The 12,190-nt window shown below is 48.9% G+C and carries 12 protein-coding genes and 1 pseudogene; 3 read left to right on the forward strand and 10 right to left on the reverse strand.

The features are described 5' to 3' along the window. Positions 1–118: 118 nt before the first annotated feature. Positions 119–376: a hypothetical protein gene (locus tag GJ1_RS17850; protein WP_083509985.1), complete on the reverse strand. Its 258-nt coding sequence runs from the start codon at positions 374–376 to the stop codon at positions 119–121. Positions 377–692: 316 nt separating this feature from the next. Further along, on the reverse strand, positions 693–2,903 hold the full coding sequence (gene katG, locus GJ1_RS10070) for a catalase/peroxidase HPI (RefSeq protein WP_066231795.1): 2,211 nt from the start codon (positions 2,901–2,903) through the stop codon (positions 693–695). Between the two features lie 314 nt (positions 2,904–3,217). Here katG and GJ1_RS10075 point away from each other — a divergent pair, with 314 nt between their 5' ends. Next, positions 3,218–3,700 (forward strand): hypothetical protein, encoded by a 483-nt coding sequence (locus tag GJ1_RS10075; protein ID WP_066231798.1) that lies wholly within the window; start codon positions 3,218–3,220, stop codon positions 3,698–3,700. Positions 3,701–3,806: 106 nt separating this feature from the next. On the opposite strand, the gene GJ1_RS10080 is transcribed toward GJ1_RS10075, so the two are convergent. Beyond that, positions 3,807–4,382: a hypothetical protein gene (locus tag GJ1_RS10080; RefSeq protein WP_066231800.1), complete on the reverse strand. Its 576-nt coding sequence runs from the start codon at positions 4,380–4,382 to the stop codon at positions 3,807–3,809. A gap of 104 nt (positions 4,383–4,486) precedes the next feature. After that, positions 4,487–5,122 (reverse strand): BMQ_0737 family morphogenetic spore coat protein, encoded by a 636-nt coding sequence (locus tag GJ1_RS10085; RefSeq protein WP_066231803.1) that lies wholly within the window; start codon positions 5,120–5,122, stop codon positions 4,487–4,489. Positions 5,123–5,420: 298 nt separating this feature from the next. On the opposite strand from GJ1_RS10085, the gene GJ1_RS10090 reads away from it, so the two are divergent. Next, positions 5,421–7,139 carry a coiled-coil domain-containing protein gene (locus tag GJ1_RS10090; protein WP_066231806.1) on the forward strand — a complete coding sequence of 573 codons (1,719 nt, stop codon included), beginning with the start codon at positions 5,421–5,423 and terminating at the stop codon, positions 7,137–7,139. Positions 7,140–7,281: 142 nt separating this feature from the next. Here the strand turns inward: GJ1_RS10090 and GJ1_RS10095 are convergent, their stop codons facing one another. From GJ1_RS10095 to GJ1_RS10105, 3 genes are read right to left on the reverse strand one after another with little or no spacing between them, the layout of a single operon-like run. Then, positions 7,282–7,899, reverse strand: a complete 618-nt coding sequence (locus tag GJ1_RS10095; protein WP_066231810.1) for a LysE/ArgO family amino acid transporter — start codon at positions 7,897–7,899, stop codon at positions 7,282–7,284. Further along, complete coding sequence (locus GJ1_RS10100; protein ID WP_066231812.1) at positions 7,896–9,344, reverse strand: PH domain-containing protein; 1,449 nt, start codon at positions 9,342–9,344, stop codon at positions 7,896–7,898. Before GJ1_RS10100 ends, GJ1_RS10095 begins: the two co-directional genes overlap by 4 nt. Beyond that, complete coding sequence (locus GJ1_RS10105; RefSeq protein WP_066231815.1) at positions 9,334–9,816, reverse strand: PH domain-containing protein; 483 nt, start codon at positions 9,814–9,816, stop codon at positions 9,334–9,336. The genes GJ1_RS10100 and GJ1_RS10105 overlap by 11 nt, the downstream gene beginning before the upstream one ends. A gap of 211 nt (positions 9,817–10,027) precedes the next feature. Between GJ1_RS10105 and GJ1_RS10110 the strand changes: the two are divergent. Further along, positions 10,028–10,222: pseudogene (locus GJ1_RS10110) on the forward strand (amino acid permease); the annotation flags it as partial. Positions 10,223–10,351: 129 nt separating this feature from the next. Here the strand turns inward: GJ1_RS10110 and GJ1_RS10115 are convergent. The 3 genes from GJ1_RS10115 to GJ1_RS10125 all read right to left on the reverse strand — a co-directional run bounded on the left by GJ1_RS10115 (position 10,352) and on the right by GJ1_RS10125 (position 12,173). Further along, on the reverse strand, positions 10,352–10,540 hold the full coding sequence (locus tag GJ1_RS10115; RefSeq protein ID WP_231578574.1) for a hypothetical protein: 189 nt from the start codon (positions 10,538–10,540) through the stop codon (positions 10,352–10,354). A gap of 225 nt (positions 10,541–10,765) precedes the next feature. Continuing rightward, a complete protein-coding gene (locus tag GJ1_RS10120; protein WP_066231901.1) occupies positions 10,766–11,335 on the reverse strand; it encodes a YdhK family protein in 570 nt (189 codons plus the stop codon). 280 nt (positions 11,336–11,615) lie between these two features. Beyond that, positions 11,616–12,173, reverse strand: coding sequence for a TVP38/TMEM64 family protein (locus tag GJ1_RS10125; protein ID WP_066231821.1), 558 nt, complete (start codon positions 12,171–12,173; stop codon positions 11,616–11,618). Between the last annotated feature and the right edge of the window lie 17 nt (positions 12,174–12,190).

The following is a 12,190-nucleotide window of genomic DNA, read 5'->3' on the forward strand; positions in this document are numbered from 1 at the left end:
AATTGTTTTTTACCGGTTTATTATCGGTCGTTGATTATCAACTGGAGGTGTTTTTTATGTTGTTTCAACAAGCCATAATAAAAAACCTGCGCCCATGCAGGTTTTGTGTTATAAAAATCTACTTGTTGTCATTCTTGTTGAGAATGGAAAATAAACCTGTAAATAAGAAAATAGCCCCCACCGTTTTATAAGCGTTTATATACCCTTTTAACATTTGCAAATATTCTTGAGAATCCACAGAGCCACCTACGGATCGAACCCATGATGAAACAGAAGAAACTCCCAATCTAGGGCTGTTTAAAATTAACAACAATCCAATAACAGCGACAATCAATGAAATAAATTTCATTTTGTTCGGGTCTTTTAAAAAATTCATTTTATCCCTTTCTTCCCCCTCTCTTGATGCAGTTGGACTTGATTACCAGTCCATTATAACATATATAAGTCTATCCGTTTTGTTAAAATCTGTTCCCACTCGCTTTGAGTGAAAGGCTTTTTCAACTGGGCTACAAACTCTTTTATGATTCCTAAGCCGTAATATGTCCCCATACGCCTCCCGTCTTCCATCAACCATACTATAATGAGCAGTATTCAACCATGTCATACATTAAAAAAAAGAAAGAGGTCTCTAGACATACATACAAAAGCAGCTTGCCAATTCAGCGGCAAGCTGCTTCTTTTCGCCTCGCCGATCAAACCGTGACCGACTCTTTGGCTTGTTTCAAATGAATGTCAAAACGATCGGCATTCATCACTTTGACCCAAGCGTTGATAAAGTCGCGGACGAATTTTTCTTGGTTGTCGTCTTGGGCGTAAAATTCCGCGTACGAACGGAGGATCGAGTTGGCCCCGAAAATGAGGTCGACCCGGGTTGCCGTCCACCGCACTTCGCCTGTTTTCCGATCGCGAATTTCGTAAATGCCGCTTTCTGTCGGCACCCATTCATAGTTCATATCTAGCAAGTTGACAAAGAAATCATTGGTGAGCACACCGATGCGATCGGTAAATACCCCGTGAGGCAGATCGCGATAGTTCGCCCCCAACACCCGCAGACCGCCAATTAAGACTGTCATTTCGGGAGCCGTCAACCCAAGAAGCTGCGCTTTGTCGACGAGCAGCTCTTCAGGCGGAACGCTGTACTCTTTCTTCAGATAGTTGCGGAACCCGTCCGCAAACGGTTCTAACACCGCAAAGCTCTCGACATCGGTTTGCTCTTGTGTCGCGTCGCCCCGTCCGGGGATGAACGGCACCTTGACATCAAAGCCGGCATCGCGGGCTGCTTTTTCGACCGCGGCGCTGCCGCCAAGGACGATGAGATCGGCGATGCTTACTTTTTTCGGCAGCTGGCTTTGGATCTCTTCATAAACCGAAAGCACTTTTGCCAGCCGCTCCGGTTCGTTGACTTCCCAATCTTTTTGCGGAGCGAGGCGGATGCGGGCGCCGTTGGCTCCGCCGCGCTTATCGGAATTGCGGAACGTGCTTGCGGAAGCCCAAGCTGTTTTCACCAGTTCACTGACGGTCAGTCCCGAGTTCAAAATTTTCGCTTTGATTTCTTCAATCTCTGAATCGCTCAGCTCATAGTCCACCTCCGGAATCGGATCTTGCCAGATGAAGTCTTCTTTCGGGACTTCCGGGCCGAGATATCTCGTTTTCGGACCCATATCTCGGTGAATGAGTTTAAACCAAGCCCGGGCAAATGCGTCCGCGAATTCCTCCGGATTTTGGTGGAACCGGCGGGCGATTTTTTCGTATTCCGGATCAAAACGCAGCGCCAAATCGGTTGTCATCATGATTGTCGGCACTTTTTTCGATGCATCTTCCGGATCGGGCGCCAAATCTTTTTCATCAGGGTCTACCGCTTGCCATTGCCATGCTCCGGCTGGGCTCTTTGTCAGCCACCAGTCATAGCCAAACAGCAAGTCGAAATACGACGTATCCCATTGAGTCGGAGTCGGCGTCCAAGCCCCTTCAATGCCGCTCGTAATCGTGTCGCGTCCCTTTCCTTTTCCATACGAGCTGATCCAGCCCAGCCCTTGTGCTTCAATCGGGGCGGCTTCCGGTTCGGGGCCGACGTGCGAGGCAGGGCCGGCGCCATGGGCCTTGCCGAACGTATGGCCGCCTGCGATCAAGGCGACGGTTTCTTCGTCGTTCATCCCCATCCGTCGGAATGTTTCGCGAATATCGCGGGCCGCCGCCTTTGGATCTGGCTTGCCGTCAGGACCTTCTGGGTTGACATAAATCAGTCCCATCTGAACGGCCGCCAGCGGGTTTTCCAGTTCGCGGTCTCCGCTGTAACGTTCGGAGCCAAGCCACTCTTTTTCCGATCCCCAGTAAATGTCTTCTTCCGGGTGCCATACATCCTCTCGGCCGGCGCCAAACCCGATCGTTTTTCCTCCCATTGACTCAATCGCCACATTGCCGGCTAGCACGATCAAGTCCGCCCAAGAAATCTTGTTTCCGTATTTTTTCTTGATCGGCCATAGCAACCGCCGCGCTTTATCCAAGTTGGCGTTGTCCGGCCAACTGTTCAACGGCGCAAAGCGCTGTGTGCCGGTCGACGCGCCGCCGCGGCCGTCGCCGATGCGGTACGTTCCAGCCGAATGCCAGGCCATGCGGATGAACAGCGGCCCGTAATGGCCATAATCGGCCGGCCACCAGTCTTGGCTTTCCGTCATCAACTTGCGCAAATCTTCTTTTAACGCCCAATAGTCCAATTTTTGAAATTCCTCAGCATAATTGAACTCTTCATCATGAGGATTCGTTTTTCGGTCATGTTGGTGGAGAATGCTTAAGTTCAGCTGGTTGGGCCACCAGTCTTTGTTTGTTGTTCTGTTCGAGGCGTGACTCGTCACACTGCCATGATATGGACATTTGGAAGCATTGTGTTGATTTTGGCTTTCCATTCCCTCTTCCCCTTTCATCATAAATTCAAATGTGATCATTATCTTTCTAGCTGTTTTCTCTGACAGCTATAATTGATAATGATTAGCACATTAAAATTATACTAAATTGATATTTAATAGTAAAGGATAAAAAATATTTTTTAGTATAAAATCTTCAATAAATGCCATCTTACGATTTTCTTGTGTGAGTTATTCTCCCATTTCATAATGAAAAATAGGTCGAAAAATAGTTATTCATCCGAAACATTTTTCCAAACATTATCATTTAATACAGTAGTATCAAATCTAAAATATTGGGAAAGGATGATCTACTTATGGTTTGTGTGTGCAATGAAGGGTTATTTCCGCAATTGTTCTTTACCCAATCATCGACGGATTTGCCAATTACCATTCCACTAACAGGAACGGCTGTCACGGAAGTGCTTCGTTTGCAACCGATTACCACCCTTAGTGGCGATCGTGTCAAACTGGATTCTATAGTCGAACTAGAGTTGGCTGTGCTAGCCATCGCAACAGGCTTACCCTTAACAGGCATTACTTATCGCTTAGAACGTTCGACCAATGGAGGGGCCTTTACCCCGATTGCCTCGCTGGATGTAGAATCGCTCCTCCCTGTTTTAACTGCTGCCGCTAATACAACCTTATTCCCGAACTTAACATGGGTCGATGTACCAGGCGTAGGCACACATGTGTATCGCATCGTTATTGAAACAAATGGAGGCCTTCTATCCACATTGTTAAGCTCCATCACAGCCGAAACTCGCGCCTTGAATGCCCTTGTCGTCCGAAACGCATAACTAAAAAGGCTGACTCAATGAAAAACATATGCCATTGAGTCAGCTTTTTTGCTGTTTCCGAACAAAAACTGTTTTTTGGGCATGTATCAAGCAATGGATAAAAAAGTCAAGCATGGATGGCAATATGGTTCAGCGCTCGAATCCCGTCAGGCAACTGTTGACAGAAAAAAAATCCTTCCATTTTGTAGGTCGTTTGTTCTTCGCCCATATGGATCTGAAACTGGAAATTCGAGAAAGAGAGGTTTTGCCCTGGCTCAATACGCGATACACGAATCGGTTTTAGCCAAAATTCCCCTTTCTCTTCGACCATTTGCTTGGCTTGTTCGGTCATGTATTGCCATGCTTCCATTACCACTGGGTTTACACGGCGGTCATACTGGACATCGTCCCCTAGTTTCGCTGATAATGCAATATGTTCTTTAGGGGTGACTCTCAAACATATGAAGGGATTTTCTAATGGGATAGAACCTATATTGCGAATCGTAAAATTGCCGATCACCGTTCCTTTGTATCCGGTTGTTTTCGGGAGCAATAATGAATATGTGAAATAGGAAATCGCCTGAATCTCATCGTGTTTCTGTTGGCTGGAATTTTTCAGCTCTTTTAATGCTTGTTTGACCGCCTGAAGCTCTTTCTCGATGGTGCTGATTTTATTTTCCATTTCCGGCAGACGGTGGATCATCCTTTTCCCTCCTTACCCATCTCAATGTTTTTTGTATGTTATATGTATGAAAAAAAAGAGGAGCGGATCTCCTCTTTTTTGCGAGCAGGAAGGAACATTGTTTTTTACATCGTTGGAAAGACGACCGGGCATTGCGGCGGAAAAACATCCACAGGGCATTCTTCCTCGCAGATGATCTCTGGACGGGGTTGGCAAAACCGTGCGGCCACTTCCAAAATTACTTCAAAAGTCACAACGATACTTTGGCAAATTCTTACTGAAACGGTAGCGGTAATCGCATCGCCATTCTGAGTAAAGGCCCCTACGCGGCAAGTATTGAAGGTATTTTGCGTTGCATTGCAGCATACCGTTGTGCCTTCTGGAGCACAAAGAATCACTTCTTCGCTGGTCGTGATCAATGCTGGATTGCTGACTACTGTGACTTGGGCGCCAGCTGTGTTGGTTCCAGTCACCTCCAAAACAACTTGAATCGTTTTTCTTAAGGTGACAGCTTGCAATGTGACGAGTTGATCGCCGACTACACACTCAATATCGCGGCGAGGAGCGTCTTCAGCACACTCCAACAAGGTGATGGAACAATTGACCTGAGAAATCGTAACGCCGGTTAAAGAATCAGTCGGAAACGTAAAGGTGATCTCTTGGGCGAGCTGTACAACGTGTGTTGTCCAGTCATATACTTTACAAACTTGGATGCATTCACGGTCGAATTGTTGAGCAAATTGCTCTAAATTAATCGGCATGGAATATACCCTTCCTTTCATTACATTTTTTTAGGCTACTCTATAGTATGTCACGAACAAATGGAAGTGATAGTTAAAAAACCCATTTTTATCATTAAAGCCCATTGTTTAGGACAAAGATAATAAATTTTACACTGGGCATGAACTCGGTTGCTTACAAACGATTCTGTACCAATACAGCCATTTCATAACTGATAATGAGGTTTTTATACATTTGCCTCAAATGAAGTGTAAATAACCATCCATTTTTTGCATATAATCACTAATATGACAGATGGCTGAAAAAGGGGGGGAAGCCGTGAGCAGAGATCATAAAAGTATTCAATTGCAGCAACAAATCATCCATCTAAAATCCGAATTAGACAAATACAAAACATTGCTCGCTTCGTTAACCTCTGAGGACCAGTTAGCCCATCTTCACGAACAAACCAACCAGCTAATCGCTGAAAATACTGAACTTACCGAGAAATGCCGACAGTATGAAGACATGTTGTCTAGGCAAACAACGGAGATTCATGACTTATCGGCAACGTTAGAGAAGATGGATCAAGAAAACGGGAAGTTGCGCGAGGAGATCGAGCAATTGAAAACGGAGCGTTCCTATTGGAAAGAACAAGCAAAAATGAAAGAAGAGCACATCCAGTCTTTATTAAAAGAGATAGCGGATCTAAAGCAAAAGCAAACAGAATGGGAAAAAGAGCGGGAAATGATCGAAGAAAAAAAACGATCCCTAGAGAGGGAGCTTTCTGTGCAACGATCTTTCATGAACGAACATGTTTCGTTTCAGTCAACATTAACACTTTGCAAAGAAAGGATCGAGACGATGGAAAAAGATTATGGTATTTTAAAAGAGCACAACCATCAACTATCTCGAGAGGTGGAAGAACTGAAAAACGCTCTGGTCGCTCATAAACCAGAAGCAGATGAACTGAAAGAAGAAGTTCGCCTCTTGGTCAACAAACTTCATACGGTGGAAGAAAAACTATTGCAAATGGATCAAGAGAGACACAAGGATTTATTGGTTTTACAAAAACACATTTTAAACCAACAAGTTGAACTCGAGTCTATTTTGGAAAAAACATCGCGATTTTCTAGAGAAATTGAACATCTATCTAAACAAATGGAAAATTTGACTAAAAAATGGGATAACCGAGAAAGAGAGGATCCTGATAGCAACATGAGCGAATTAAAAGATATGTTGCGTCAGATTATGCAACTATTGACCATAGAGCACGAAACTTCCTCTCGAACGATCCAATCAGCCAAGCAACTGGTTGGCAGCAAACAGACAGAATCTTCATCGTCGAACAGCTTTTTGAAACTACAAGAATTTATTGATGAAACAAAACAGCCCATCGTGGTTTCACCTGTAAGAACCAAAGAATCACATCTAACCTCATCAACCCATCTATCTTCTCAAAAGTCCAACCAGATGAAACGTGTTCGAATGGAGAACCATTCCTCTCACAATAGTCGCCATCCATCCCGACGACATCAATCGTCGACAGGAGAGGAAGAGGACAGGTCGCCGAACTCACCAGCATCCACCATCCAATCGCAAGATACGCTAAGTACAGAAGCCAGAATATGTGAATGGATCAACAACAACGAACATACACTTTCTATCCCTTCGCAAACTGAACTTCCATTCGATAGGGCGTCCGCTTTAGAAAGCCAAGATGGAACCAATACAATAACCCATCATGACCAATCGTTTAAAGACATGAGGGGGAATCACCAAAAAACAGAAAGTGAAAATGAGATTCATGAAACACTGATGCTTCCAGCTCCAATAACAAAAAATGAACCAACCATGCAGGATGTGCCCTCCTCCCCCGCCGCTGCCCCCCTTTCGCCTACCAAAGCAACTAGCGAAACGAACCTGGCCCATCCATCTTCTTCGCCAATGGAAACGGATAGAATGGTTCAGGCAGACAATCCATCCGCTGAAGAAGAAATAAAAAGCCATAAATGGCGGCTGCTATCCTTCTTCAAAAAGACGAAAATTGTCCCGTAACCAAGAGGTGGGGAATCTCCCTGCCTCTCCCTATTTTGGATCCAAAACATCGCCTTTCTTTTTGTTTCCGATTATATCAGATCGTTCGTTCGGTGAACAGACCCTAGTGGTTTCCGTTCTGGAGCGGACGATGCGTAGGGAATCAGCCGCGAAACAGCTGCATAAGCATATATCCAGCCACTCCCCAAATGATGAGCGCCGAAATCCGATTCATGGCCCCTAGCACCCGCCCGCTACCGTCCAAGCGGCCGACCACTCTTCCAGCGAAGGAAAGGCCCAAAAACCATCCCCATGACACGATCACACATGCAGCGGTAAACGAGGCTTTCTCCATTCCTGTATAGGCAAGCGAACTCGTGCCGATGACGCCGATCGTATCTAAAATGGCATGGGGATTAAGCAGCGACACGGAGGCAGCGAAAGCGATTTGTTTGCGGGGCGGAAACATTTCAGCCGCTTCACTTCCGCCAGCAGCAGGCTCGCTCTTCCATGTACTCCAGCCCATGTACAGCAAAAAAAGGACGCCCGCCCCCATCACGACCGTTTTCAGCCAAGCGGAACCAAGCCAAACGAGCGAGACGCCCAAAACGGCGAGCAAAATCAACAACGTATCACACAACGACGCGGTCAGCACCGCCGGCAAAGCGTGCAGCCAACGCCGCTGGATTGCCCCTTGGGTCAAGATGAACACGTTTTGCACGCCAAGTGGCAAAATGAGCCCGAACGCAAGGATGAGCCCGTGAAGAAATGCCTTCATCATGTTTGATTCCCCTTTTTTCCTTGCAGCCAGCGATAGATCGCCGCCGCATCCGCTTCATCTACATCGACGACGCGGGCGCTGGTGCCGAGCGGCATGACGGAAGCGGAGATCGTCGCCAGCCGCCTTCGCTTTTGCCACCACGTTGCCGACGCCTCAAGCGATTGAAGGTGATGTTTTAACATGTACGTTGTCGTTTGGCGGAACCAACCGCTTCGGAGCGCCAACTGGCTCGCAGAAATCGCCCAGCCCGCTGCCTGGTGGCGCCGTGCCCCGATCCACGCGGCTGACGGCAGCACAAGCAACAGCCATATCCCCCACGGGCGCCCAACATACGCAGCCAGAGTGATCGGAATCACCAGCCAATAGAGCGGCCGCAGCATGTAGCGGAGTTTCGCTCGCTTCGGCAACGGGTGGAACGTGACATCAAGATCATACTCCGGCAGGCATGCCCGAGCAATCGGCGCTATGCGCTCCTTTTTCACCAGCGGGCAAAGGACGACATCCCCCTGTTTGCCGTCATCGAGCGCCCCGCCGGCGTGAATGAGCGAAACGGTCGCATATCCGAAGAGACGGCGCAACCAATTTTCGCGAATGACCACGCCTTGGACGCGGTCAACACGGATTGACACCGCTTTCCGCTCGATCAAACCGCGGGTGATCACGATCGTATCCCCTTGCTTTCGCACTGTGAATGAAGCGAAACGAACCATATTTTGCACAATTGCTACCCCATAAGCGATCAACAACGCAAACAAGCTGACAATGCCAATGCACCATCGCCCATATCCGTTCCATGTCGCTTGGATATTGCGAAACAGCGCCTCATACGGAACGAGATCGCCAAGCTGCGACAGAAACGCCATTACCGCGGCCACTACCCCAAGCGCTCCTCCGCTTGTGATAGCGGCAAACCATACTTCCTTCATCGAAAGGGTAAACAACGAAGGAAGAAGCTGTTGCCAGTCCGCGAGATCTTCCGGCTCCGTTAGGCTTCCTGCCCGTTCTTTTGCTTGCTCGATGCAGCGCTGCAAGCGGCGAACGTCTTCTCGCGACACGGCAGCAAGCGTCACTTCCGCTTCTCCAAGCACATTCCCAGCCGTTTCAATGCGTACATGGACCGCTCCGACGAGACGTTGCCATACTCCTTCAGTCAGCGAAATCCCTTGAATGCGTTCGAACGGAATCGCTCGTTTTTTCCGGACAAACACCCCTTCTTCCACTTGCAACGTGTCCTCATCCCAATGATAGGTAAAACGAACCCATGAAAGAACGCCCATCACCATCGTATACCCTAAGGCAATGAACGGAACGATCAGATCGCCCCAGGAAAAATCGCTGCCGCTGCCGGCAACGACGATCACAAGAAGCGGCAGCAGCATGTTTTTCAACTCTTTCCCGACCCCGGCCACAATCGCGATCGGATGGAGGCGGCGTTTAGTCGTCATCTTCATCCGCCACCTTCGCCCACTCAGCAATCAAGCGGCAAAGCCGTTCCGCTTCCTCGACGGAAAGCGCAGGAATTTCATGGACGGTCGCCGCGGTGAAAATGGCTACTGAAGCCAACTGATACCGTTTGAGAAACGGTCCCTGCCGCACATCGACGTACTGGACGCGATTCATCGGAATCAACGTCCATGTCGTGGACCAAACGCCGCGTTGAATCTCCATTTCCTCCTCGCGAATGGCATACCGCCATCGTTTCTGCCGCAACGGCGGCAGCCAAACGACCCACACGAACGCTTCGACAAGCCATGCAGCGGCCAAGATGCTGATCAGCCAGTCCGGCCCGTCAAAACGCCAAATGAGAAACGCGATTCCCCCGATGATGGCCCCTGACACCAAAGCCCCAATCCCTCCGGTCAAGCGCCAGACCGATATCGCCTGTTCAGAAATCGTCCTTCCTCCGTTGTGAAGCATCCCCGAACGCTCCTTTTCCTTTTTCCATGAATGCTATTTCCAGTATAACGAAACATTCCCATCTTGGCGAGCGCGTTTTTCGAGAATAGTTGACGAAAGCCAGTCAACTATTCTATTCTAAAACTATTTTTTCGCTTAACTGCATAAAAGCATAAAAGTGAAAAAGTACATCCATGAATATTGTGCTAGAAAGGTTGTTGCTTGATGAAAGCTTGTAGCAGGCAGTTTTTTGCGCTATTGGCTGCCGTCCGCCCCGCTATGGCTGCTTGCCTTCAGTTGTGCGCTTTTCATTACCGCACTGAATCTGTTTGTCCGGTATTACGGAGAAGCCGAATTTTGGCTGGCCGGGTTGAAAATCGCGGCGCTTGTCGTGTTCATTCTGCTTGGCGCCGGCATGTGGTTTGGGGCGTCATCCCGTGAGCGGACGGCAATCCATGGGTCCGTTACACATGAAGAAACGAAAGCGCCCGGGCGAACGGCGTAACCAAACCGCCTCCTTTCGCTCGGGCGATCGCTGCAGGCAGGCGTCTTTTCATCATTCATGGCGCCCGTCTTCCTTTTTCCATGTCCAACCGTTCCCGCGATATTCGTCCCATGCGCGCCAGGCCATGATCGCCATGCCGAGCGCCAGGATCAACGCCTGTCCGTCCATCCGGTGTGCCGTCCATACATGATACCCTGCCGCTCCGATGCCGTAAAGCACCCAAACCACTGAAAACCACATGACTCCCAACCAAAATCGCCGCATCGTTTCTCCCTTTCTTCCTTGTTTTTCCCTAATCGATCCGTGGGACGACAGGCGAAGCCGCCTGTGTCTATTTTTGAAAAAATAAGGAATTTGCGTACAATTATACCACAACTTTCACAAATGAACCGAAAAAAACAAGCCATTCCCCTATGCTCCTAGGGAAATGGCTGCGCGTTTTGCTTAAACACCGATGACTATTCGTTAGTTGGCCGGCGACAGCTCGTCTTCCGTCACCCATTTGTGGTTTGTCACTTTTTTACCGGTTTCCGTATCGATGTAATCGACCATATACACGGTCGTTTGTTTCGCCGAATCGATGACCGCTTTGGCCCCTTTCATCCCTTCCATATGATCGGCGTTCAAGACGACTTCATCGCCCGGCTGGAACGGTTTGTCACCGGCGTTTTCGATTTCTTCGTGAATGACCCATTTGTGGTTTTTCACTGGGTTGCCGCCGGTCGTCGGGGTGTACGTCACCGTATAGACGGTCGTGTCAAACGCGCCGGTGACAGTCGCCTTGGCTCCATCCATTCCCGGCATATGGTCCGCATGGATGATGACTTGGCTTCCAACCGGATACTTCGGTTGTTTCGCTTCCTTCAATCCGGCCGGCACCTCTCCGGAGCCCGAGTGATTCATTCCCCCATGCCCGGTGTGAGAAGCCGTATTTTCCTTTGGCGCTTTGTTGTCCTTGTCTGCTCCGGTGCAAGCGGATAGCAAAAGCGCTGCCATTACCGAAGTTGCGCCTAACAACATTTTCCAGTTTTTCATCGTTTTCATCCTCCTTGCCTTGTTAGCATACCCGTCATTTGTGCAGATTTTATGGAGATGGCCTTGACCATGCGAAAAATCGAAACAGTGCATGTGATGGAAAGGCGAGGTTTGCCGGGTCTGCGAAGCCACAGGCTGTGGTGCAAGACGAACCGATGAGCTCTGGGCGCAGGAAGGTGCAGATGGCCGCCACGGATTTTCCTGCTTTTAGGCATGCAGAATCTCCCCAAACGCCTTAAACAGAAGGTTGAGCGAGGGGCTGCGTTTCCACTTCTCTGTTTCATCCAGGAATCTTTTTCCTTATCTTCCGCCAGATGAACAAAAACATGGCGCCAGATAAGACGGTAAGAATGAGTTTTCCCTGCCACGTGACGCGGATCACCTGATCGACGGCATACGCTTCCATCCATAAAGCTGGGAGCTTGCCGAGCGAACTGGCCGCCGCAAAGACGGGGAGAGACGTGCGGCCGATGGCGGCGACAAACGTTACCACCCCTGATGGCACAAACGGCAACAGTCGAAGCGCTAAAATGAGCCCAAACGCCTCCTTGCCGCTTGCATGAAGCAACGGCTTCACCTTGGGATGGGAAAGCCATGTCGTTTCGCTCCATCGGCGAAGTCCTTTTCGATACAAGACAAACGAGACGACCGCCCCGAGCGCTTCGCCGGCAAATGACACCCAAAAGCCGGGCCAAAATCCGAAGACGGTCAAATTGGCCGCGGTCAAAAACGCGCTTGGGACGACTCCGAGCACGCTGATGGCGAGGTTGGCCAAAAGGCTGAGAAGATACGCCGCCTCGCCCGATGCTTGAAGGGCATCGATCATTCTCTCCATCATCTAGTCCAAACGCCTCT

This window comes from Geobacillus jurassicus NBRC 107829 (genome assembly GCF_001544315.1).
Lineage (GTDB): Bacteria > Bacillota > Bacilli > Bacillales > Anoxybacillaceae > Geobacillus > Geobacillus jurassicus.

Bases quoted from the DNA above. Each gene is read 5' to 3' on its own strand.
- katG (WP_066231795.1), bottom strand. From the start codon at position 2,903: ATGGAAAGCCAAAATCAACACAATGCTTCCAAATGTCCATATCATGGC.
- GJ1_RS10080 (WP_066231800.1), bottom strand. From the start codon at position 4,382: ATGATCCACCGTCTGCCGGAAATGGAAAATAAAATCAGCACCATCGAG.
- GJ1_RS10075 (WP_066231798.1), top strand. From the start codon at position 3,218: ATGGTTTGTGTGTGCAATGAAGGGTTATTTCCGCAATTGTTCTTTACC.
- GJ1_RS10120 (WP_066231901.1), bottom strand. From the start codon at position 11,335: ATGAAAAACTGGAAAATGTTGTTAGGCGCAACTTCGGTAATGGCAGCG.
- GJ1_RS10125 (WP_066231821.1), bottom strand. From the start codon at position 12,173: ATGATGGAGAGAATGATCGATGCCCTTCAAGCATCGGGCGAGGCGGCG.
- GJ1_RS10085 (WP_066231803.1), bottom strand. From the start codon at position 5,122: ATGCCGATTAATTTAGAGCAATTTGCTCAACAATTCGACCGTGAATGC.
- GJ1_RS10105 (WP_066231815.1), bottom strand. From the start codon at position 9,816: ATGCTTCACAACGGAGGAAGGACGATTTCTGAACAGGCGATATCGGTC.
- GJ1_RS10115 (WP_231578574.1), bottom strand. From the start codon at position 10,540: ATGTGGTTTTCAGTGGTTTGGGTGCTTTACGGCATCGGAGCGGCAGGG.
- GJ1_RS17850 (WP_083509985.1), bottom strand. From the start codon at position 376: ATGAATTTTTTAAAAGACCCGAACAAAATGAAATTTATTTCATTGATT.
- GJ1_RS10100 (WP_066231812.1), bottom strand. From the start codon at position 9,344: ATGACGACTAAACGCCGCCTCCATCCGATCGCGATTGTGGCCGGGGTC.
- GJ1_RS10095 (WP_066231810.1), bottom strand. From the start codon at position 7,899: ATGATGAAGGCATTTCTTCACGGGCTCATCCTTGCGTTCGGGCTCATT.